Here is a 21,936-nt window from a genome sequence, read left to right as displayed (position 1 = left end):
GCCCGCGAAGTCGACCGTTTTCGCCTGAATCTGCTTGATGCCGCCCGACGAGCCGATGCCTTGGTAGTTGACCTTGCCGCCGCCCGACTTCTGATAGGCATCTGCCCATTTCGTGTAGATCGGTGCTGCGAAGGTGCTGCCCGCGCCGGTGATATCAGCAGCTTGCGCTGCGATCGCGAAAAGCGCGCCAGCAACGCCAGCGAGCGCGGTTTGCATCAATTTCATGTGGCCTCCAAGTGTGTGAGCGGATGAACGACACCGCGAAGAATAGGGGCTCTCTGTGACAGTACCGTGACGATTCATGAAGCAATCGTGACAGTTCGATTACCGCCTGAAAGGCGAAAGGATTGTGAAGGGTGGCTGTGCCCGGGAGGCGCGCACGGCCCGCCCGTTGGGGCTCCCGTGTGCGGCGAAGCACAAGCGGGCGATGGCGTGGCGTTACAGGGTCGGAAGCGCAAGATGCTCGCTGAATGCGCGAGCGGCATCTGAAGCAAAAGTGAAACGTTTGCTCGTGCAGACAAAGAGGAACGGCCAGAGGCGTTCTGGCTCGAGAAAAACGATGCGCAACGCGGCGTCATGGCGCCTGCATGGCGCCGCGTTCGTAATGGGGACGTTGCGGCAGGACGCGCCTGCCGCTCCGGTTCTGGATCGCGCCGGAACGCCCGCGTCAGGCGATCGAGCGCTTGACCGTCTCGGCGATCGATTCGGCGTATTGAAGCGTGTCGCGCTCGTCGCGCGCCTCGACCATCACGCGCAGCACCGGCTCCGTGCCCGAGGCGCGGATCAGCACGCGGCCTCGGCCCTTGAGCTCAGCCTCGGCGTCCGCAATCGCCTTCTGGATCGCGGCATGGCCCTTCCAGTCTGCGCCCTGCGCGATGCGCACGTTGATGAGCTTCTGCGGAAACAGCGTCACGCCGTCGAGCAGTTGCGCGAGAGTCTGGCCGCTGCGCTTCATCGCGGCGAGCACCAGCAGCGCCGAGACGATGCCGTCGCCGGTCGTGTGGCGGTCGAGCGACAGAATGTGCCCCGAGCCCTCCGCGCCGATCAGCCAGCCGCGCTCGCGCAACTGCTCGAGCACGTAGCGGTCGCCCACATTGGCGCGCACGAACGGCACGCCGATGCGATCCAGCGCCTGCTCGACCGAGAGGTTCGTCATCAGGGTGCCGACCGCGCCATCGACCTTGCCGTCGGTCGCCATGCGGTCCTTCACGAGCACGTAGAGCAGCTCGTCGCCGTTGTAGAGGCGGCCCTGCGCATCCACGATCTGCAGGCGGTCCGCGTCGCCGTCGAGCGCGATGCCGAGGTCGGCGTGATTCGCGCGCACCGCGCGCACGAGCGCGTCGGGTGCGGTGGCGCCCACGCCATCGTTGATGTTGAAGCCGTTCGGCGAAACGCCGATGGGCACCACATCCGCGCCCAGCTCGTGGAACACATGCGGTGCGATGTCGTAGGCCGCGCCGTTCGCGGAGTCGACGACGAGCTTGAGTCCCCGCAGGCTGAACGCCTGCGGAAACGTGCTCTTGCAGAACTCGATATAGCGCCCGCGCGCGTCATCCAGACGGCGTGCGCGGCCGAGGCGTTCGGACGGCGCGCAGTCTAGCGGCAGATCGAGTTGCTCCTCGATCTGGGTTTCGACCTCATCCGGCAGCTTGTTGCCGTCGGCGGAGAAGAACTTGATGCCGTTGTCGTAGTACGGATTGTGCGATGCGCTGATCACGACGCCCGCTGAGAGACGCAGCGCGCGCGTGAGATAGGCAATGCCGGGCGTGGGCATCGGGCCCGCGAGCATCACGTCGATACCGGCGGCGGAAAGCCCTGCCTCGAGCGCGGCCTCGAGCATGTAGCCGGAAATACGCGTGTCCTTGCCGATCAGCACGGACGGGCGCGGCCCCGAGGACGCCGCGGCGCCTGCCAGCACCTTGCCCGCCGCGTAGCCGAGACGCAGCACGAAATCCGGCGTGATCGGCGCTTCGCCAACCTTGCCGCGAACCCCATCGGTTCCAAAATAGCGACGACCCATAATTCAAACCTCACATTGGCTCTGTTTTACGGCGCGTTCTCGCGCCCTGTTCTCTCAATGTCGCGCGGCCTCGCGCATGGCGCCCCATACCTTGAGCGCATCGACCGTAGGCGCGACGTCGTGCACGCGAATGATGGCCGCGCCCTGCTGCGCCGCGCACACCGCCGCGGCCACGCTGGCCGCCACGCGTTCGGGCGCGGGCCGGTTCACGAGCGCGCCGAGCATCGACTTGCGCGACATGCCCGCCAGAATCGGATAAGGCGCGACGCCGGCCACAACGTGCGGCGCCGTCTCGCGCAGATGCGCGAGCAACGCATAATTGTGCTCGACCACCGTCTTGCCGAAGCCAAAGCCCGGATCGACACTAATACGCGCCTTCGCCACGCCTGCTGCTTCGAGTTCGGCGCAGCGCGCTTGCAGAAACTCGCGCACCTCGCGCACGACATCCGCGTAATCGGGCTCGCCCACCTGCATGGTCTGCGGCTCGCCGAGCATGTGCATCACACACAAGCCGCACTGGCTCCCCCGCACCGCATCGATCGCGCCGGGCATGCGAAAGCCCCAGACATCGTTGATCAGATCGGCGCCCGCTGCGAGCGCGTGGCGCATCACTTCCGGCTTGTACGTATCGATCGAAAGCGGGACGTTCGCGCCCTTCAACCGCTCGACGAGCGGAATCACCCGTTCGAGCTCTTCGTCGAGCGCAACGGGCGGCGCGCCCGGTCGCGTCGACTCGCCGCCGATATCGATGATGTCCACGCCGTCGAGCAGCATGTGCTCGGCGCGGCGCAGCGCATCGTCGAAGGCGAGATAGCGGCCACCGTCCGAAAACGAATCCGGCGTGGCGTTGAGTATCCCCATGACGAGAGGACGCTCGAAAGTCAGCGTGAAGCGGCCGCACACGAGCGGTTCGGGCGCAGCCGCGTCGGCAAGCGCATTGGGCAGATTACCGTGCGAAGTCAGATTGGGCACGTCAAGAAACGTCAGATATGTAACTCAATGTGGCCGCCAAAGCAGCCCGATACGGTATGCGCGGCCAGAAATGCAAAACGGGCCGATGTGAACATCACACCGGCCCGCAACTTTACTCGATCTAGCGCACTGTGGCCGGTCAGGCCGGCGCGGTGGCGCTACCGGGTTTGACCTCCGTTCCCGTGCTGCCACCCGACGAAGGCGCATCTCCCGTTGACGGGCTGCTCTTCGGCGAGCGCGGCGGACGGCCGGCCATGATGTCGTTGATCTGATCGGCGTCGATCGTTTCCCACTCCATCAGCGCGGCGGTCATGGCTTCGACCTTGTCGCGGTTCTCATCGAGCAGACGCTTCGCGAGGTTGTACTGCTCGTCGAGCACGCGGCGGATTTCCGCGTCGACCTTCTGCTGCGTCGCTTCCGAGATCGCCCGCGTAAAGCCCTTGCCGAATGCGCCGCCGTTGTCGTCGTCGTCGGCGTAGACCATCGGTCCCAGTGCGTCGGTCATGCCAAAGCGCGTCACCATCGCGCGGGCCGTCTGCGTGGCCTTGTTGAAGTCGTCCGAGGCGCCCGTGCTGATCAGGTTCATGAACAGCTCTTCCGCCACACGGCCGCCGAACAGGATGGCCAGACGATCCAGCAGATAGTCCTTCGAGTAGGTCTCGTTGTCGTGCTCGGGCAACTGCCACGTCACGCCCAGCGCACGGCCGCGCGGAATGATCGTGACCTTGTGCACCGGATCGGCCTTCGGCAACAGCTTCGCGATCACCGCGTGGCCCGACTCGTGGTAAGCCGTCGCGCGCTTCGCTTCTTCGCGAATGACCGCCGACTTGCGCTCCGGACCCATGAAGATCTTGTCCTTCGCGTCCTCGAAGTCCTGCATCTCGACGATGCGCTTGCCGCGGCGCGCCGCGAACAGAGCCGCCTCGTTCACGAGGTTCGCGAGATCGGCGCCCGAGAAGCCCGGCGTGCCGCGCGCGATGACCGCTGCGTCGACGTCGTTGGCGATCGGCACCTTGCGCAGGTGCACCTTCATGATCTGCTCGCGGCCGCGAATGTCCGGCAGACCCACGTAGACCTGGCGGTCGAAGCGGCCCGGACGCAGCAGCGCCTTGTCGAGCACGTCCGAACGGTTGGTTGCCGCGATCACGATGACGCCCGAGTTGGCCTCAAAGCCGTCCATCTCGACGAGCATCTGATTCAGCGTCTGCTCGCGCTCGTCGTTGCCGCCGCCCATGCCGGCGCCGCGATGACGGCCGACCGCATCGATTTCGTCGATGAACACGATACACGGCGCATGCTTCTTGGCCTGCTCGAACATGTCGCGCACGCGGGCCGCGCCCACGCCGACGAACATTTCCACGAAGTCCGAACCCGAGATGCTGAAGAACGGCACCTTCGCTTCGCCGGCGATGGCACGCGCGAGCAGCGTCTTACCGGTACCCGGAGGCCCGACCAGCAGCACGCCGCGCGGGATGCGCCCGCCCAGCTTCTGGAATTTTTGCGGATCGCGCAGGAAGTCGACGAGCTCGGACACTTCTTCCTTGGCTTCGTCGCACCCCGCGACATCGGAGAAGTTCACCGCGTTGTTGTTCTCGTCGATCAGACGGGCGCGCGATTTACCGAACGAGAACGCCCCGCCTTTGCCGCCCCCCTGCATCTGTCTCATCATGTAGAACCAGAACACGATGATCAGCAACGTCGGTCCAAGGTAGTACAGCGCCGAAACGAGCGCATTGGGCTCTTCGTCAGCCTTGCCGCTCACCTGCACGCCATATTTCATCAGGTCGCCGACCATCCAGATGTCTCCCGGGGAGACGATCTGATACTTCTGGCCGTCAGCCGGAGTGACCGTGAGGTTCCGCCCCTGCACCACGACGCTCTTGACCTTGCCGGCCTTCGCGTCGTCCATGAACTGCGAGTACGAAACGCCTTCCTGGACACGGGGCTTGTCGAACTGCTTGAACACCGTAAACAGCACCAGTGCGATAACCAGCCACACCGCTGCCTTCGAAAACATGTTGTTGTTCAAAGCACCACTCCTTCACTCATAGACGTGCGCCTACATTTGCCTTGCGACACCATCAAAGCATTCTAATCCAGTACGCAGGGCCTCGCCATAACGTTTCGCTAAGGCGGAAATAGCCTGAGCGCCTTGTGCGGACCGCGTCCCGAAGCCGATCCGGAACGATCTTTACAGTCCTTGCAACGCGCTCGCCACGCTGGAGCCGATTATTGCGATACCCGGGCTTGTCTGGCCTGGGAGATCAGCGGGGTCGCTTCAGATGTTTACCCAATATAAACGTTTCGGACGATTTATCACGCGAAGCCTTCGGCTTGCGCGCGGCCACGACCTTGAACTGATGCTTGAACTTCTCGACGATCTGGCTGTAACCACTGCCGTGAAAGCATTTTACTAAAAGGGCACCATCAGGTTTCAGATGATTCTGCGAAAACTCGAGCGCGAGATCGCAGACGTGTTCGATGCGCGCGGCATCGGCCGACGCCACACCCGACAGATTGGGCGCCATGTCCGAAATTACAAGGTCCACCGGACGGCCACCGACGGCTTCTTCCAGTTGCGCGAGCACACCGTCCTCGCGGAAGTCGCCCTGCAGAAACTGCACGTCGGCAATGGGCTCCATCGGCAGGAGGTCGAGCGCAATGATCGTGCCGTCGATCCCGCCCTGGCGCTCCTCGTCGCGCTTCGAGCTCTGCGCGAGCTTGTTGCGCGCATACTGGCTCCAGCTGCCCGGCGCGGCGCCGAGATCCACGATCACCATGCCCGGGCGGATCAGCTTGTCCTGCTCGTCGATTTCCTTGAGCTTGTACGCGGCGCGGGCACGGTAACCCTCCCGTTGCGCCATCTTCACGTACGGATCATTAATATGGTCGTGCAGCCACGACTGATTGAAGCGGTTTTTTGCCATTAAAGGTGAACTCTTGCTGCGTGATGTCGCGCTTTTAGCGGATAATACGCGTTTAATTCGTGCGGCCGTCGCGGCCCGTCCGGCTCAAGGCGCGCGGTTCTCACCGCCTCGCTCGCCGGCATCAGCCCGCGCCACGCCGTTCTCCACGGTTTTTCCATTGTTCCGACGCGCTTCCCGCCTGGCGGCCCCTCGTTGTGAGGCCTGTCATGCCGGCATTCCACGCTGACTGGCGGGCGCCGTCATTTTAGTCGAGTCTGCCACATCCCATGCCCGCCCTCACACTTACTGCCGAACAGCGCTCCGAACTGCGCTCCGCGGCTCACGCGCTCAAACCGGTCGTGCTCATCGGCGCCGAGGGATTGACCGACGCCGTCCTCAAGGAAATCAAGGTGCACCTCGACGCGCACCAGCTCATCAAAGTGCGCGTGTTCGGCGACGAGCGCGAAGAGCGCGTCGCGATCTACGAAGAGATCTGCGACCGCCTGAACGCGGCGCCCATCCAGCACATCGGCAAGCTGCTCGTGATCTACAAGCCCGAGGAAACCAGGCCGAAGACCACCACCGCCCGCGCCGGCGCACGCGGCACCGTGAAGCGCCCCGCCGGCGACGTGCCGAGCGCGCGCGAAGCGGGCAAGCGTGGTGCGGCACCGCGCGTCGTGAAGGTCACCAAGGCATCCGAGAACCCGATGCGCAAGCCCAAGTCGCAGAAGGTGACCGTCAAGGGCAACGAGCGCGTCACACAAGGCGGCAACATCAAACGCGCCAAGAAACGCCAGACCGGCTCGAAGCGAGTCCATCAAGGCTCGAAGTAAGGAAAGAAGCGCGGCCAGTGTGCCGCGCTTTTTTTCGCTTCTAGCGGAGTCGTTGCGCCACTCGGGCGGCGCTTCAGCGCTGCGCCCGGGCGCCCCGCGCGGACGGCAGCAGCCAGACGAGCCAGGCGCCCAGCAAGCTCTCTACCAGATAGAACACGCTCGAAATGCCGTGCAGCATGCCGAAACGGCTCGCCCAGTCCGAATGGGCAATGTCGACGCCCGCTTGCATGGCATTCATGCGCATGGCGTTCATGAACGGCTGCAGCGCGTAATAGCCGATCAACACACACAACAACATGCCGATCAGCAGCCAGCGGAGGCGCCGATACCCTGTCTCGCCGCGGCGGATCAGCACGTTCGCGAGCCCGAGCAGCAGCACGCCGCTCACGAGCCCGAGCATGCCTTCGATGCGGAACAACTGCGCGGCGAGCGAGCCGGCCACCATGTGGTCCAGCGAGGCGAACAGCACGGGCGCGACCGCATAGCCGATCGTCAACTGGCTGCCCACCCACAGCATCGCGAGCAGCGCGAACACGCGGTGCGCCACGAGCGGAGGGGCCGGGCTGAGCAAATTCTGGGATGTGTTCACGTCGATGAGTACGTCACTGAGCACGCCACGCGTCAGACGTAGCGAACCTCGATGATTTCGTACTCGCGCACGCCGCTCGGCGCCTGCACTTCGGCCACATCGCCTTCGGACTTGCCGATCAGCGCGCGTGCGATGGGCGAGCTCACGGAGATCAGGCCGTGCTCGAGGTCCGCTTCGTCGTCGCCGACGATCTGGTACGTGACCGCCTTGCCCGAGTCGAGGTCTTCGAGGTCGATGGTCGAGCCGAACACCACACGGCCATCGGCTTCGAGCAACGCCGGGTCGATGACCTGTGCCGCCGCCAGCTTCGATTCGATATCGGCGATGCGGCCTTCGATGAAGCCCTGCTTTTCCTTAGCGGCGTCGTATTCCGCGTTTTCCGACAGATCGCCTTGCGCGCGCGCTTCGGCGATCGAATTGATGACCGCCGGACGCTCGACGGATTTCAGGCGCTGCAGTTCTTCGCGAAGTTGATCTGCGCCGCGCTTGGTCAAGGGAATCGTGCTCATAAACAACTCGTATGCCCGTTTGGGGCCTTATCCGGACCGCATATGAATCGTTGCGGCCATAAAAAAAATCACCGCGGTCAAGTGCATCCCGAGAGGGCGGCTGCGCGCACTGGCGCAGCCTGAAAACCCTGTTGGGACGCCGCTTAACCGCGGCACATTCAGCTTTGTATTCAGCCTGTTTGCCTGCCTTGTTCAGTATTGGACAGACAATCGAAGCCTTAGTTTAGGCGAGCGTGGAGGCCTTGTAAATCATAGACTTCCAGGTTCTTCAGGTAGCGCAGACCCTCGACGGCGGCGCGTGCGCCCGACATCGTGGTGTAGTACGTGACCTTGTTCGCCTGGGCGCTCATGCGGATCGAACGCGAATCGGCGATCGCCGCGCGGGTTTCGTCGACCGTCGTGAAAACGAGCGAAATCTCGCCGTTCTTGATCATGTCGACCACGTGCGGGCGGCCGTCCTTCACCTTGTTCACGACCTTCACCGGCACGCCGGCCGCCTCGATCGCGGCAGCCGTGCCGCGCGTCGCGACGAGCGGATAGCCGAGCTCGTGCAGCATGCGTGCGACTTCGACGGCCTTGGGCTTGTCCGCGTCCATCACGGTGATGAAAACGGTGCCCGACTCGGGCAATCGCGAACCGGCCGCGAGCTGCGACTTGAAGAGCGCTTCGCCGAAGGTCTTGCCCACGCCCATCACTTCGCCGGTCGAGCGCATTTCGGGTCCGAGCACCGGATCGACGGTCGGGAACTTGACGAACGGGAACACCGCTTCCTTCACGCTGAAGTACGGCGGCACGACTTCCTTCGTCACGCCCTGCTGTGCGAGCGTCTGGCCGACCATCGCGCGCGCCGCGATCTTCGCGAGCGGCAGGCTCGTGGCCTTCGAAACGTACGGCACGGTACGCGAAGCGCGCGGATTCACTTCCAGCACGTAGATGATGTCCTTCTTCGAGCCATCGTCCTGCGGCACTTGCTGGATCGCGAACTGCACGTTCATGAGGCCGACCACGTTGAGCGCCTTGGCCATCGCGGCCGTTTGACGCTTCAGTTCAGCCACCGTTTCCTGCGAGAGCGAGTACGGCGGCAGCGAGCACGCCGAGTCGCCCGAGTGCACGCCCGCCTGCTCGATGTGCTCCATCACGCCGCCGATGAACACGTCGGTGCCATCGGAGATGCAATCGACGTCGCATTCGATCGCGTCGTTCAGGAAGCGGTCGAGCAGCACCGGCGAATCGTTCGAGACCTTCACGGCCTCGCGCATGTAGCGCTCGAGGTCGCGCGGCTCGTGGACGATTTCCATGGCGCGGCCGCCCAGCACGTACGACGGACGCACGACGAGCGGATAGCCGATTTCGTCGGCGAGCTTGAGCGCTTCGTCTTCGGCGCGCGCGGTGCGGTTCGGCGGCTGGCGCAGGTTCAGGTCCTGCAGCAGCTTCTGGAAGCGCTCGCGGTCTTCGGCCGCGTCGATCATGTCAGGCGACGTGCCGATGATGGGCACGCCGTTCGCCTCGAGATCGAGCGCGAGCTTCAGCGGCGTCTGGCCGCCGTACTGCACGATCACGCCAGCGGGCTTTTCCAGATCCACGACTTCGAGCACGTCTTCGAGCGTGAGCGGCTCGAAGTACAGGCGGTCGGAGGTGTCATAGTCGGTCGAAACGGTCTCGGGGTTGCAGTTGACCATAATCGTTTCGTAGCCGTCTTCGCGCATCGCGAGCGCAGCGTGCACGCAGCAGTAGTCGAACTCGATACCCTGGCCGATCCGGTTCGGGCCGCCGCCCAGCACCATGATCTTCTTGTTGGTGGTCGGGTTCGCCTCGCACTCGTCCTCATAGGTCGAGTACATATAGGCGGTCTTGGTGGCGAACTCGGCCGCGCAGGTGTCCACGCGCTTGTAGACCGGGCGCACGTTCAGCTCGATACGGCGGCGGCGCACATCCGTGGCGTTGCTGCCGAGCAGCTTCGCCAGACGGCGATCCGAGAAGCCGCTCTGCTTGAGGTAACGCAGCTCGTCCTTCGTGAGGCTTTCGAGCGTGCGGCCCTTGACGGCCTCTTCCTTGCGGACGATCTCTTCGATCTGCGCGAGGAACCACGGATCGATTGCGGTTTCTTCGAAGATCTCTTCGCGCGTCATGCCCACGCGGAACGCATCGCCCACGTACCAGATGCGGTCCGGACCGGCTTCGCCGATCTCGCGGATGACTTCGTCGCGGCTCGTGGTCTTTTCGTCGAGGCCGTCGACGCCCACTTCGAGGCCGCGCAGCGCCTTCTGGAACGACTCCTGGAAGGTACGGCCGATGGCCATCACTTCGCCCACCGACTTCATTTGCGTGGTGAGACGCGGGTCGGCTTCGCGGAACTTCTCGAACGCGAAACGCGGAATCTTCGTGACGACATAGTCGATGGTCGGCTCGAACGAGGCCGGCGTCTGGCCGCCCGTGATCTCGTTCCTGAGCTCGTCGAGCGTGTAGCCGACGGCCAGCTTCGCCGCAACCTTGGCGATCGGGAAGCCCGTGGCCTTCGAGGCCAGCGCCGAAGAGCGCGACACGCGCGGGTTCATCTCGATCACGATCATGCGGCCATCGCGCGGGTTGATCGAGAACTGCACGTTCGAGCCGCCGGTGTCCACGCCGATCTCGCGCAGGACTGCCAGCGAGGCGTCGCGCAGGATCTGGTATTCCTTGTCGGTGAGCGTTTGCGCCGGCGCGACCGTGATCGAGTCGCCGGTGTGGATGCCCATCGGGTCGAGGTTTTCGATCGAGCAGACGATGATGCAGTTATCCGCCTTGTCGCGGACCACTTCCATCTCGTATTCCTTCCAGCCGAGCAGCGACTCTTCGATCAGCAGCTCACGCGTGGGCGAGAGGTCGAGACCGCGCTTGCAGATCTCTTCGAACTCTTCGCGGTTGTAGGCGATGCCGCCGCCCGAGCCGCCGAGCGTGAAGGACGGACGGATCACGATCGGATAGCCGCTCGTGCCGGTCACTGCCGCGATCTCGGCGTGAACCTTGGTCGCCTCTTCCATCGAGTGAGCGACGCCCGACTTCGCCGAGCCAAGGCCGATCTTCGTCATCGCGTCCTTGAACTTCTGGCGGTCTTCGGCCTTGTCGATCGCTTCGGGCGACGCGCCGATCAGCTCGACGTTGTACTTCTTGAGCACGCCGTGGTGATGCAGGTCGAGCGCGCAGTTCAGCGCGGTCTGGCCGCCCATCGTCGGCAGGATCGCGTCGGGGCGCTCCTTTTCGATGATGCGCTCCACCACTTCCCACGTGATCGGCTCGATATAGGTGACGTCGGCCGTGTTCGGGTCGGTCATGATCGTCGCCGGATTGCTGTTGACGAGAATGACCTTGTAGCCTTCCTCACGCAGCGCCTTGCACGCCTGTGCGCCCGAGTAGTCGAACTCGCAGGCCTGGCCGATGATGATCGGCCCCGCGCCGATGATGAGAATGCTCTTGATGTCTGTCCGCTTGGGCATAACGCTCTCGCTAAATATTCCTGTGTCTTGACTCCCGGCGCGCGGCGCGTGCTTCGTCTACCGAATCACGCCTTGCCGCTCGCCGTCGGGCGCGCGCGTGGGCCGTATTTCAACGCGGCTCGCTGCACGCCCTGCTCTGCTCCCTAACCGGCCAGGCCTTACTTGCCGCCCTTGGCGCTGTCCATCAACGCGGTGAAGCGGTCGAACAGATAGCCGATGTCCTGCGGGCCGGGCGATGCTTCCGGGTGACCCTGGAAGCAGAACGCGGGCTTGTCGGTGAGCTCGAACCCTTGCAGCGTGCCGTCGAACAGCGAGACGTGCGTGACGCGCGTGTTCGCGGGCAGCGTGTCGGCGTCCACCGCGAAGCCGTGGTTCTGCGACGTGATGACGACGCGGCCGTCGCCGAGATCCTTCACCGGATGGTTCGCGCCGTGGTGGCCGGTCTTCATCTTGATGGTCTTCGCGCCGAGCGCGAGGCCCATGATCTGGTGGCCGAGGCAGATGCCGAAGGTCGGGATGCCGCGCGCGATGAATTCCCGCGTTGCTTGAATCGCGTAATCGCACGGCTCCGGATCGCCCGGGCCGTTCGAGAGAAACACGCCATCCGGGTTCAGCGCGAGCGCATCTTCAGCCGTGGACTGCGCCGGCAGCACCGTGACATGGCAGCCGCGCTCGGCCAGCATGCGCAGGATGTTCTGCTTCACGCCGAAGTCGAACGCCACGACCTTGTACTTCGGCGCGGCTTGCGTGCGGTAGCCTTCGCCCAGACGCCACTCGGTGGTCGTCCACTCGTAGGGCTTGTCGGTCGAGACGACCTTCGCGAGGTCCATGCCCGCGAGGCCCGGAAACGAGCGCGCGAGTTCGATGGCCTTGGCCTCGTCGTCCGAGCCCGCGAGAATCGCGCCGTTCTGCGCGCCCTTCTCGCGCAGGATACGCGTGAGCTTGCGCGTGTCGATGCCGGCGATCGCCACCACGCCTTCGTCCTTCAGATAGTCGCCGAGCGTGCGCTCCATGCGGAAGTTCGAGGCGAGCGTCGGGAGGTCGCGGATAATCAGGCCGGCGGCATGGACTTTCGTGGCTTCGACGTCTTCGGCGTTGACGCCGACATTGCCGATATGCGGATACGTCAGGGTGACGATCTGGCGGGCGTAGCTCGGGTCGGTCAGGATTTCCTGATAACCGGTGATGGCCGTATTGAAAACGACTTCACCGGTCGTATGACCCGGCGCGCCAATCGAGTAACCACGAAAGACCGTGCCGTCGGCGAGCGCGAGCAGAGCGGGAGAAAATGACGGCAACACGGGAGACTCCTTGGGGGAGCACCCTGTGCCGACCTGTTATCCGACGTTGCGATCTTGGACCTGGGAGCGGCTGCGGCGTCGGCGTCCTGATCGTGGCGACAAGGACGCGCGCGCGGCTCGCTCTGCAGTCTGCTCGTTACGCGACCTTCCGTGTTGACCGGGTGTCGGGCGCCGGGCCGCGAAGGGGCGTTTGTGACGCTCGATCGGGCGGCAGCCAGCCAGTAGAAACAGAAAGCGCGGGCGGCGGATGAACGGGGGGAAGGAGGTAGGCGCTAGGGTGCGGGTTGATAAGCTCAAACCTTGAAATTATAGCGCGAAAACGGCCTTTCTTTCAAATTTCGGGATGACGCCCATCGGGCGGCGCGCCGATGCAAGCCGGGGCAGCACCCTTTCCACTATAGGCGCCGAACAGCGCCCGACAAGCGCGGCAACCGCCATCCGGGGTGTGCCGGCGCGATGTTCGCCCCAATGCCGGAGGCCCCAATGCCGGAGGCCCCTACGCCGGGCGCCCCTAAGCCGGGCGCCCCCATTTTCTGCCGACCAATGAAAACGCCGCCACCTGGCGGGGTGACGGCGCGAGAAACCAAGTGGCAAAAGTGATCGGAGCGAAACATCGTGCACTGCCCCCGCAGCGCACGACTGAGCACCCTACGCCAGCCGCTATTTGGATTTGTGCTTCTGCGTGTGGGTTTCGGCCTTCGGGCGGCTTGCCGCACCCTTCGACGCCTTGCTGGGCGCTGCGCTGGAAGCCTTGGCCTTGACTGGTTCGGAAACCTTGACGACCTCGGTGCGCGCGCGACCGTGTTTCTTATCGTAGCGCGACTTGGAAGCCGTGTCTGCAACCCGGGTGCCGATGCGCTCCACGCCGCCGCCGGACACATTCGTTGCCAGGCGCTCCGGCCCCGGCTCGCTCGGCATCGCCTTGCCAACCGGCACGTGCAGCACGAGCACCTGCCCAGGCATCACGAGGTCGCGGCGCGTCTTGTTCCAGGCCTTGAGCTGGCCGACCGAGACGCCATAGCGCCCCGCCACCGCGTCCATCGACTGCTTGCGGCGCACGCGGATCAGCATCTTGCGCGTGTCGGGCACGTCCGGCTCCATGGCCAGCACGGCGCTTTCGGCGACGTCGGCGCTAATGTCCTCGTCGTCGCCATCGTCGGTGCGCGGCACCACGAGCGTCGAGCCCGCCTTCAGGCGCATGCCCGCCGGAATCTTGTTGACCGACATGAGCGTGTCCGCATCCACGCCGATCTTCTGCGCGATAGCCGACGGCGTGGCGCGCGAATCGGTCGTGTAGACGGTCCACGAGGAAAGCTGGCCCGAATACGACTTGAGGTTGCGCTCGAAGGCGCTGGCGTTGTCGAACGGCAGCAGGATCTGCGGATCGGTCGCACCGAGAATGACCGGCTTCTTGAACGACGGGTTGAGCGAGCGGAACTCGTCGGGCGTCATGTTCGCGAGCTTGGCCGCGACGTCCACGTCGATATCGTGCGACGTGGTGACCGTGACGAAATACGGGTGGTTGGGAATGGACGGCAGCGTGAGCCCGTATTGCTGCGGGTTCATCACGATGTTCTTGACCGCCTGCAGCTTGGGCACGTAGTTACGTGTCTCATTAGGCATGCGCAGGCTCTGATAGTCGGTCGGCAGACCCGCCGCCTGGTTGCGCGCGATGGCGCGCTGCACATTGCCCTCGCCCCAGTTGTAGGCGGCGAGCGCGAGATACCAGTCGCCGAACATGTCATGCAGGCGCGACAGATAGTCGAGCGCCGCGCTGGTGGAGGCGAGCACGTCCCGGCGCTCGTCCTGCCACATGTTCTGCTTGAGGTTGTAGGTGCGGCCCGTGCCGGGCACGAACTGCCACATGCCTGCCGCCTTCGCGACCGACAGCGCCTGCGGGTTATACGCGGACTCGATGAACGGCAGCAGCGCGAGCTCGGTCGGCATATGCCGCGCCTCGAGCTCCTCGACGATGTGGTACAGATATTTTTGCGAACGCTCGGTCATGCGCGCGACGTAGTCGGGACGCTGCGCATACCACTGGGCGTTCATGTCGACCAGGTCGCTCTGCAGGTCGGGCATCTGGAAGCCGCGGCGGATACGCCCCCACAGGTCGGCGTCGGGGCTCGTGAGCTGGTCGACCGAGCCTTTGTCGACGTTGATCGTTTCTTTCGCTGCGGAGGTCTTGCGGATGGCGTCGGCGCGCGCCTGAGGATCGGCTGGGGAGAGCGAGTTGGCTGAATTCGCAGCCGGCCCCCCGCTCGCACAGGCGGCGAGCATGAGAACCAGCAGCGCACTTAGGATGAATCGCATGAACGTCTACTTGCAAATGGCGGGAATTTGGAGCCGATAGTACGGGCCGCACACGTTTCCGTCAATCGGAATAATTGGAAAAAAACCATGAAAATCCGCAGCTTGGACGACGTTCCATACTTTTGGGATGAGGATACCCGCGTAAGCCGTTGGGTCAGCGGAACCGGTTCTTCCATTCGCGCATCAGCGTGAAGGCGGCCAGTCGATCCGGCACCGTTTCATGGAGCGCCTCGGCGAGCGTCGCCTGCACGGCCGCATCGCCGGCCCGCATGAATGGGTTAACGGCGCGCTCGTGCGAAATCGTAGTCGGCAAGGTGGGGATGCCACGTTCGCGCATCGCTTGTGCCTGCCGGCTCCAGTCGCGCAGATCGGCATTGCCCGGATCGCAGGCCAGCGCGAAACGGATATTCGAGAGCGTGTACTCGTGCGCGCAATGGACCTCGGTGGCGCCCGGCAGCGCGGCGAACGAATCGAGCGAAGCGAGCATCTGCGCGGGCGTGCCCTCGAAGAGGCGCCCGCAGCCGCAGGCGAACAGCGTGTCCCCACAAAACAGATGCGGCGTGCCCGAAGCATCGGCGGCCTGGAAATACGCAATATGGCCGCGTGTGTGGCCCGGCACGTCCATGACCTTGAAGTCGAGCTCGGGCGCATCCAGATGGAGCGCATCGCCGCCCTTCACGCGCGTGACGAACGCATCGAGCGGGCCGAGCGCCTCGCCCGCCGGGCCGTACACCGGCACGCGCTCGTCCGTTAGCAGGTCGGCCACCCCGCCGACGTGGTCGTTGTGGTGATGGGTGAGTAAAATAGCGACGAGCCGCCAGCCTCGCTTCGCCAGATACGCGCGAACCGGCGCGGCGTCGCCCGGATCGACGGCAACGGCATTGCGGCCGTCCGACACGACCCAGATATAGTTATCTTCAAAAGCCGGAACCGGTACGTATTCGAGTGCGGCAAGCGTGGCGGCTGGCACGGATGCGTGCTCAAGCGGACTCTTCATGGGGCGGCCTACTTTTCGACATGTCTAACCGAACGATTATAGACTGGCCCGCCTGGACCGGATCGCCCGCAGGCAGGTACGTGCTGGGCTGGGAGCAGGAGCAGCTCGACCGCGTGGTGTCGAACATGTTCGGCTACCATGCGCTGCAGCTCGGCCTGCCGCAGCTCGACGCGCTGCGCGAGAACCGCATGCCGTGCCGCGGCCTCGTGCTCGACGCGGCCAGCGCGACGAGCGCGCCGTATACGGTGCCGGGCGCCCTTGCGCCGTCCGATTTGCAGCTTCCTTCTGCGCCCCACGCGCCGGCCGGGCGCAGCACGGTGTGGTGCGACCATCTCGATCTGCCGTTCGAGGCGCAGAGCGTCGACCTCATCGTGATGCCGCACACGCTGGAATTCACGAGCGATCCGCACCGCCTGCTGCGCGAAGCCGAACGCGTGCTCATGCCCGAAGGGCAGTTGCTGATCGTCGGCTTCAATTCGCTCTCGCTGTGGGGCGCGCGCCAGTCGGCGGCGAAACTCACGGGCCACCCGTTTCTGCCCGCGCGCGAGGACCTGATCGCCTTCACGCGCCTGAAAGACTGGATCAAGCTGCTTGGCTTCGAGCTTGAACGCGGACGCTTCGGCTGCTATCGTCCGCCGCTCGCCACCGAGCAATGGCTCGGGCGCTATGCATTCATGGAGGCCGCCGGCGACCGCTGGTGGCCGATCTTCGGCGCCATCTATATGGTATCGGCCATCAAGCGCGTGCGCGGCATGCGCCTCGTCGGCCCGCTGAAGGTCAAGAAACCGGTGCTGGCGCCCAGCCTGAAGGCCGCCGCCACCACTCCCTCCCCTACTCGCAACAAGGACTCATGAGCTCACCCGACTTCGTCGAAATCTTCACGGACGGCGCCTGCAAGGGCAATCCCGGCCCCGGCGGCTGGGGCGCGCTCTTGCGCTTCGGCGCGCAGGAAAAAGAACTGTTCGGCGGCGAGCCCGGCACGACCAACAACCGCATGGAGCTGATGGCGGTGATCGCCGCGCTCGAAGCGCTCAAGCGCCCGTGCAAGGTGACCGTGCACACCGACTCGCAATACGTGCAGAAAGGCATCAGCGAGTGGATCCACGGCTGGAAGAAGAAGAACTGGATGACGGCCGCGAAGACGCCCGTCAAGAACGACGACCTGTGGAAGCGCCTCGACGCGCTTGTCGCGCAACACGAGGTGGAGTGGCGCTGGGTCAAGGGCCACGCCGGCCATCCGGAGAACGAGCGCGCCGACGCGCTCGCGAACCGCGGCGTCGCCACGCTCGCCTGAATCCGAGCGGCACGCGTAGTGCGTCCCACAGAACGCGCTGCCCCCGCCACCACACCATCACGCTGCAAACGACATGCGCCAGATCATTCTCGATACCGAAACCACCGGCCTGAACCCCCGCACGGGCGACCGCATCATCGAAATCGGCTGCGTCGAGCTGGTCAATCGCCGGCTGACGGGCAAGAACCTGCACTTCTACGTCAACCCCGAACGCGACAGCGATCCGGGCGCACTGGCGGTGCACGGCCTGACCACCGAGTTCCTTTCGGACAAACCGAAGTTCGCCGAGGTCGCGGACGAGATCCTCGACTTCGTGCGTGACGCCGACATCATCATTCACAACGCGCCGTTCGATATCGGCTTTCTCGACGCCGAGCTCGCGATGCTCGGCAAGCCTTCGTTCAAGGAGCACTGCGGTGAGGTGATCGACACGCTGGTGCAGGCCAAGCAGATCTTCCCCGGCAAGCGCAATTCGCTCGACGCGCTGTGCGACCGCTTCGGCATCAGCAACGCACACCGCACGCTGCACGGCGCACTGCTCGACTCGGAACTGCTCGCCGAGGTTTATCTGGCGATGACGCGTGGCCAGGAAAGTCTCGTCATCGACATGACGAGCGCGACCGAGACCACCGGCAGCGTAGCGGCGCCTCGCGTGAAGTTCGAAACGCTCGCGTTGCCCGTGATCGCCGCAAGCGAGGAAGAGCTCGCGGCGCACGAAGCGCTGCTCGATGGTCTCGACAAGGCGATGAAAGGCACCTCGGTGTGGCGCACGCAACCGGCTCCTGCTGAGGAGAATTCGGCCACTGAGCAAAATACTTAAAAAAGGTCTTTACAAGATCGGAAACGCCCGGCATAATTTCAATCTCTTCGGGTGGTTAGCTCAGCGGTAGAGCACTGCCTTCACACGGCAGGGGTCACTGGTTCGATCCCAGTACTACCCACCAGAATTTCTGGTGTTGGTAAAGACAAGCACCGAAGATAAAAAGCCCCGTTGCGTACGCAACGGGGCTTTTTTCATTTCCGGCCAGGACGACTCGCTCCGACCACGGCCATCCGCTTATCGCTGGGCATCTCCCGCAAGAAAATACGCAGCCCAATAATAAGGATGCCGATACAATGCGCCCTCCTTCCCGGCAGCCATTGCGCGTTCGGTCCGGGCAAGCGCATCGGCCTTCGAAAGCGCCGGATTCGCCGCGTAGGCGTCGAACAGCCCGCTCGTGACGAGCGCGGCCGACTTCGACTCGACCGCCCACTGCGTCACGAGCAAGCTGCGCGCCCCGGCCGCGAAAAACGCCCGTGCGAGCGCCGACACCGAATCGCCCGCATCGCCAGTAGCAAGCCCCGTGTTGCACGCCGAAAGCACGACCCAATCCGCGTTCAGGCGCAGCGTCACGATATCGTCGGCGGTGAGGATCGAGTCGGGCAGGCCCCGCCCTTCGTAGGCCAGCGCGAGCCCCGCCTTGCGCAGCCCCGGCACCTCGCCCGGAATCACGCCGTGCGTCGCGAACAGCACCACGCGATCGTTCGAGAGGTTCTCCCCGAGCACATGGCTGCGCGAAGCCGCCAGCCCCGAAATCACACTCTGCTGCGGCGAAGCGCCCAGCGCCACCGCGATGGCGTTGGCCTCATCGAGCGTATCCGGCAGCGGCGTCACGCGCCGGTAGTCGAACGAGAGCGTGCGCGCATCCATGGGAAATGCCCGTGCGCCCACCACCACGCGCGCGCCGTCCTCTCGCGGCGCCTGCGCGCTGCCGTCGAAACTCGGGTCCGCAAACGCAACCAGTGGCTCGCTCGCGTGTGCCACACGTTCGGCGCGCGCACTCACGAGCGCCGACGCACTCGGCATGCGCACCGGCGTCGTGCTGTCGAGCCACCAGTCGGCATCGGCCAGGCTCGACGCCGGGCGTCGCAACAGCACTTCATAAGGAATGCTTGACAGGATCCCGCTCGTCGAGAGATAGACGGTCTTCGCGCCCTGCAGGTCGGCCTCGATCGGTGCGATGAGCGCACGATAGAGCCCGGCCGCGGCGCCCAGATCGAAGCCCGCAAGGTCTCCGGGCTGCGCAGGCGGCATGCCTGCGTCGAAACCGGCGCGCAGCGCCGCCACTTGCGTCGCGAGCGCCGCGCGTGTCACCGGCAGCACGACGGCATGCAGCGTGCGGTCCGGGCGCACCACGAACGCATAGCTCGCTTCGCGGCCCGCGTAGAGATCCACGTAGACTTCGCCCGCGTGCAGGACGGCGCCGACCGCTTCGGGCGTTGGAATCGCGGGCGCAACCAGTTCCCGGTAGCGCGGAAACTGCGATGCAATCTCGCGCCGCAGCGCACGCAGCTTGTCCTCCGCATCCGAGGACAACGATGCGCTCGTCACGAGCTGGTAGCGCAGCGCCGCCTCCTGCTCGATCAGTGCGCGCAAGGCCGGCGTTTGCGCGGCGAGCCGCGTCGCGCCGTCGTTCATGGCGCCCTGCGTGGCGTTCATATGGAACAGCTCGGCGATGCGAAACGCCAGCGCCTGCCCAGTCGCGCCATCGTTCATGAGGCGGGCCATCGAGAGCGCGAGCACACCGTCGTCGATGGTGCCGCCGCGCGTGCCTTCGTCGTCCCACTCGTCGTCGCTGCCGAGCCAGGGCTCGACGTAGCTCGCGATATCCGCCTCGCTCAGGTCCCCCTGCGGGTCTTCGAGGCGATAGAGCATTGCCAGCGCCGCATCGAACTTGGCAGTTGGATGGTCGGCGTCCTTGCGGTAGTACACCTTATGCTTGTGCCGATGCTTGTTTTCAGGGTGATCGTTCTCGTCAAGACGTAGTTGCGCTTCGCGCCAATTGCCGCCAGCCGCAAACGCGAGCGAGGCGCCCTCGTCCGCGCCGGATCCCAGCGTCGGGTTCGACGCGAGCGCCGCCTGCCAGCCCGCTACGTCGGCCCGATAGTCGCCGATGCGGCCCATCGCGAGCGCAATGAGCAAGCGCAGGCGCAGCGACTCGGCGTACGGCGAGGCGACAGGCGACATGCCGGCCTTGCGAAAACCGTCGATAGCCTCGTCGATCGATGCAAGCGCCGCGTCGTAGTCGTCGAACGAGGTCAGCGCCAGCGCTCTCGCGCGCGCCACCTGGGCACGCTGGGCCGTCGTGGGATGGAGTTGCGGGCCATTGTCGAGATCCCAGCGGAGTTCCTCGACGTAGCTGAGCGCCTCCGTCGCACGATTGCAGCGGATCAACAGATTCGTTTGCGTTGGCAGGTCGCCGATCAGCTCATTGGCGGCCGCATGGCGCCGCGCGGGGCTGAGCGACGCATTGCCGAGGTCGCGCCAGGCCAGATCGGTCGCTTCGCGGTTCAGGCGCAGCGCAACATCGAATTGCCCCCGGTAGCGCCATGCGAGCACCGCTTCGGCGCGCAGCACCGCGTACGCAGGATTGGCGGGCAAGGCATCGAGATCGGCATCTTTCGTCTCGGCCGCGAAAGACTTCGCGTCGTCGAGCGCTCGATGACTGCGCGCGAAGTCCTTCTCGTACGCAAACGCCGTGGCGAGCTCCGAAGCCGCGAGCGAGCGGCGGCCCGGCGCAATGCCGCTGTCGCTCGCGATCAGATCGAGGACGTGGAAGTAGTCGTTGATGTGCCCGTCGCGCGCGTCCTCGCGGGCGAGGCGGTCGAGCAGCGCTAGGCGCGCCCGGCCGTCCGGCATCTCGGCGAGCTGGGCCTTGAGTGTACGTTCGTCGAGTGGGAGCGGCGTCTGGGACGGCGACGACGCATTACCCTGCCCTTGCGCCGAAGTCTGAGCGTGCACTTGCGTCTGCGAGAGCGCGTCCTCCTCGCGACGGCCGCCGTGCATGCCCTTGTGATGGCCTTTTCCCGCATGGACGTCCGTGTCCCCGTCCGGCGCCTGGCACCCCGCGCACAGCAACACGAGTGCCACCGCCGCGAGACAGCGCGCGGCCATCCGCGCACGCAAGCCATGCAAGCCCATGATGCGTCTCCCCTCGCAGCGCAACATGTTCGAGACGAGCGGCGAGCCGACTTGCGACGCCCCGCACGCACGGTGTCCGCCTGCCTCACCGGCCCCCTGTTCCCTGCCGTTGCCCGGCGCGAGTCGATCTTAATGCCACACGCGCCGCGGGCCGAGCGCCGATGCGACTGCTATGTGCGCCAGCACTCCCGCGCGGCGACAACATTCATCAGCATAGTTGGATGGCGCACCTTGAGCGCCCGACTCGAAGTGCGCTTGCCGCGCGCCCCGCCAGGCGCGCCCTGCTAGGCGCCCCCCGTAGCGAGGCCGATTCCGCGTGCCATCCCGGTCGCGGCGAACACCATCACGACGAGCAGCACCGTCTGCCACGCGCCGATCCGCGCATACTTCGGCGCGCCGGTGAGATCGGGCACATCGCCCCGGCGCACGGCGAGCCGCCAGCGCAGCAGCGCCCTCATCGGTGCGATCTCGAGCAGCAGGATCAGCACGAGCACGCCCATCTTCACGTGAAAGAGCGGCTCATGCAGGTAATAGTCGGCGCCCTTCTCGAACCCGCCGAATGCCCGCATCGCCCCTGTCACGATCAGCACGACCGCCGAGCCGCCCCAGCCGTTGTCGGCGCCGAAGATCGCGGGCAACGCCTCGGTGGAAGTGCAGCGGCGCAGTCCGCGCGTGCGCCGCAGAATCGAGGCGAGCGCGAAGCCGAAGGCCAGCAGGTGAATGGCGGCAAGCAACCAGCGTGTGAGCATCGCGACTCCTTCGAAACGA

General features: G+C 65.1%; 17 protein-coding genes and 1 tRNA gene. 5 read left to right on the top strand and 13 right to left on the bottom strand.

The annotated features are described in order from the left end of the window. The 5 genes from EYW47_RS10380 to EYW47_RS10360 all read right to left on the bottom strand — a co-directional run. A partial coding sequence (locus tag EYW47_RS10380) for a substrate-binding domain-containing protein (RefSeq protein WP_205710044.1) occupies nucleotides 1-225 on the bottom strand: 225 nt, incomplete at its 3' end. 442 nt (nucleotides 226-667) lie between these two features. Continuing rightward, nucleotides 668-2,020 (bottom strand): phosphoglucosamine mutase, encoded by a 1,353-nt coding sequence (gene glmM / locus EYW47_RS10375; RefSeq protein WP_133194742.1) that lies wholly within the window; start codon nucleotides 2,018-2,020, stop codon nucleotides 668-670. A 54-nt stretch (nucleotides 2,021-2,074) separates the two neighbouring features. Then, complete coding sequence (gene folP / locus EYW47_RS10370; protein ID WP_133194783.1) at nucleotides 2,075-2,881, bottom strand: dihydropteroate synthase; 807 nt, start codon at nucleotides 2,879-2,881, stop codon at nucleotides 2,075-2,077. Nucleotides 2,882-3,131: 250 nt separating this feature from the next. Then, nucleotides 3,132-5,021, bottom strand: a complete 1,890-nt coding sequence (ftsH, locus tag EYW47_RS10365) for an ATP-dependent zinc metalloprotease FtsH (protein ID WP_133194741.1) — start codon at nucleotides 5,019-5,021, stop codon at nucleotides 3,132-3,134. A gap of 235 nt (nucleotides 5,022-5,256) precedes the next feature. After that, on the bottom strand, nucleotides 5,257-5,919 hold the full coding sequence (locus EYW47_RS10360; RefSeq protein ID WP_133194740.1) for an RlmE family RNA methyltransferase: 663 nt from the start codon (nucleotides 5,917-5,919) through the stop codon (nucleotides 5,257-5,259). Nucleotides 5,920-6,185: 266 nt separating this feature from the next. On the opposite strand from EYW47_RS10360, the gene EYW47_RS10355 reads away from it, so the two are divergent. Further along, nucleotides 6,186-6,731: a YhbY family RNA-binding protein gene (locus EYW47_RS10355; RefSeq protein WP_133194739.1), complete on the top strand. Its 546-nt coding sequence runs from the start codon at nucleotides 6,186-6,188 to the stop codon at nucleotides 6,729-6,731. A 73-nt stretch (nucleotides 6,732-6,804) separates the two neighbouring features. Here the strand turns inward: EYW47_RS10355 and EYW47_RS10350 are convergent, their stop codons facing one another. The 6 genes from EYW47_RS10350 to gloB form a co-directional block, all read right to left on the bottom strand. After that, the gene (locus tag EYW47_RS10350; protein WP_133194782.1) at nucleotides 6,805-7,278 is read right to left on the bottom strand and encodes a DUF4149 domain-containing protein; all 474 of its coding nucleotides are present in this window, start codon (nucleotides 7,276-7,278) and stop codon (nucleotides 6,805-6,807) included. A 74-nt stretch (nucleotides 7,279-7,352) separates the two neighbouring features. Continuing rightward, entirely contained in the window at nucleotides 7,353-7,829 is a 477-nt protein-coding gene (gene greA, locus EYW47_RS10345; protein ID WP_133194738.1) for a transcription elongation factor GreA, read from the bottom strand. A 218-nt stretch (nucleotides 7,830-8,047) separates the two neighbouring features. Beyond that, entirely contained in the window at nucleotides 8,048-11,302 is a 3,255-nt protein-coding gene (gene carB, locus EYW47_RS10340) for a carbamoyl-phosphate synthase large subunit (RefSeq protein ID WP_133194737.1), read from the bottom strand. A gap of 158 nt (nucleotides 11,303-11,460) precedes the next feature. Next, a complete protein-coding gene (gene carA / locus EYW47_RS10335; protein ID WP_133194736.1) occupies nucleotides 11,461-12,603 on the bottom strand; it encodes a glutamine-hydrolyzing carbamoyl-phosphate synthase small subunit in 1,143 nt (380 codons plus the stop codon). A 660-nt stretch (nucleotides 12,604-13,263) separates the two neighbouring features. Further along, complete coding sequence (locus tag EYW47_RS10330; RefSeq protein WP_133194735.1) at nucleotides 13,264-14,916, bottom strand: transglycosylase SLT domain-containing protein; 1,653 nt, start codon at nucleotides 14,914-14,916, stop codon at nucleotides 13,264-13,266. A gap of 154 nt (nucleotides 14,917-15,070) precedes the next feature. Then, nucleotides 15,071-15,913, bottom strand: coding sequence for a hydroxyacylglutathione hydrolase (gene gloB / locus EYW47_RS10325; RefSeq protein ID WP_133194734.1), 843 nt, complete (start codon nucleotides 15,911-15,913; stop codon nucleotides 15,071-15,073). Between the two features lie 20 nt (nucleotides 15,914-15,933). Here gloB and EYW47_RS10320 point away from each other — a divergent pair, with 20 nt between their 5' ends. From EYW47_RS10320 to EYW47_RS10305, 4 genes are all read left to right on the top strand, one after another. Further along, a complete protein-coding gene (locus EYW47_RS10320) occupies nucleotides 15,934-16,767 on the top strand; it encodes a class I SAM-dependent methyltransferase (protein WP_133194733.1) in 834 nt (277 codons plus the stop codon). Then, the gene (gene rnhA / locus EYW47_RS10315) at nucleotides 16,764-17,207 is read left to right on the top strand and encodes a ribonuclease HI (protein ID WP_133194732.1); all 444 of its coding nucleotides are present in this window, start codon (nucleotides 16,764-16,766) and stop codon (nucleotides 17,205-17,207) included. The genes EYW47_RS10320 and rnhA overlap by 4 nt, the downstream gene beginning before the upstream one ends. Nucleotides 17,208-17,280: 73 nt before the next feature. Further along, nucleotides 17,281-18,027 carry a DNA polymerase III subunit epsilon gene (gene dnaQ, locus EYW47_RS10310; RefSeq protein ID WP_133194731.1) on the top strand — a complete coding sequence of 249 codons (747 nt, stop codon included), beginning with the start codon at nucleotides 17,281-17,283 and terminating at the stop codon, nucleotides 18,025-18,027. A gap of 49 nt (nucleotides 18,028-18,076) precedes the next feature. Next, nucleotides 18,077-18,151, top strand: a tRNA-Val gene (locus EYW47_RS10305). Between the two features lie 113 nt (nucleotides 18,152-18,264). Here EYW47_RS10305 and EYW47_RS10300 read toward each other — a convergent pair. Both EYW47_RS10300 and EYW47_RS10295 read right to left on the bottom strand, forming a co-directional pair. Then, nucleotides 18,265-21,168 (bottom strand): CHAT domain-containing protein, encoded by a 2,904-nt coding sequence (locus EYW47_RS10300; protein ID WP_165976522.1) that lies wholly within the window; start codon nucleotides 21,166-21,168, stop codon nucleotides 18,265-18,267. Between the two features lie 284 nt (nucleotides 21,169-21,452). Beyond that, nucleotides 21,453-21,917 (bottom strand): DUF2214 family protein, encoded by a 465-nt coding sequence (locus EYW47_RS10295; RefSeq protein ID WP_133194729.1) that lies wholly within the window; start codon nucleotides 21,915-21,917, stop codon nucleotides 21,453-21,455. Nucleotides 21,918-21,936 lie beyond the last annotated feature (19 nt).

Source organism: Paraburkholderia silviterrae (assembly GCF_004353915.1).
GTDB classification, from domain to species: Bacteria; Pseudomonadota; Gammaproteobacteria; order Burkholderiales; family Burkholderiaceae; genus Paraburkholderia; species Paraburkholderia silviterrae.
Note: the sequence above shows the minus strand (reverse complement) of the source record. Positions and strands in the feature narration are given on the sequence as shown.

Excerpts from the sequence above, each read along its gene's own strand:
- EYW47_RS10295 (WP_133194729.1), bottom strand. The coding sequence starts at position 21,917 with ATGCTCACACGCTGGTTGCTTGCCGCCATTCACCTGCTGGCCTTCGGC.
- folP (WP_133194783.1), bottom strand. The coding sequence starts at position 2,881 with ATGGGGATACTCAACGCCACGCCGGATTCGTTTTCGGACGGTGGCCGC.
- rnhA (WP_133194732.1), top strand. The coding sequence starts at position 16,764 with ATGAGCTCACCCGACTTCGTCGAAATCTTCACGGACGGCGCCTGCAAG.
- EYW47_RS10300 (WP_165976522.1), bottom strand. The coding sequence starts at position 21,168 with ATGGGCTTGCATGGCTTGCGTGCGCGGATGGCCGCGCGCTGTCTCGCG.
- EYW47_RS10330 (WP_133194735.1), bottom strand. The coding sequence starts at position 14,916 with ATGCGATTCATCCTAAGTGCGCTGCTGGTTCTCATGCTCGCCGCCTGT.
- EYW47_RS10320 (WP_133194733.1), top strand. The coding sequence starts at position 15,934 with ATGTCTAACCGAACGATTATAGACTGGCCCGCCTGGACCGGATCGCCC.
- EYW47_RS10360 (WP_133194740.1), bottom strand. The coding sequence starts at position 5,919 with ATGGCAAAAAACCGCTTCAATCAGTCGTGGCTGCACGACCATATTAAT.
- carB (WP_133194737.1), bottom strand. The coding sequence starts at position 11,302 with ATGCCCAAGCGGACAGACATCAAGAGCATTCTCATCATCGGCGCGGGG.
- dnaQ (WP_133194731.1), top strand. The coding sequence starts at position 17,281 with ATGCGCCAGATCATTCTCGATACCGAAACCACCGGCCTGAACCCCCGC.
- gloB (WP_133194734.1), bottom strand. The coding sequence starts at position 15,913 with ATGAAGAGTCCGCTTGAGCACGCATCCGTGCCAGCCGCCACGCTTGCC.
- EYW47_RS10355 (WP_133194739.1), top strand. The coding sequence starts at position 6,186 with ATGCCCGCCCTCACACTTACTGCCGAACAGCGCTCCGAACTGCGCTCC.
- greA (WP_133194738.1), bottom strand. The coding sequence starts at position 7,829 with ATGAGCACGATTCCCTTGACCAAGCGCGGCGCAGATCAACTTCGCGAA.
- glmM (WP_133194742.1), bottom strand. The coding sequence starts at position 2,020 with ATGGGTCGTCGCTATTTTGGAACCGATGGGGTTCGCGGCAAGGTTGGC.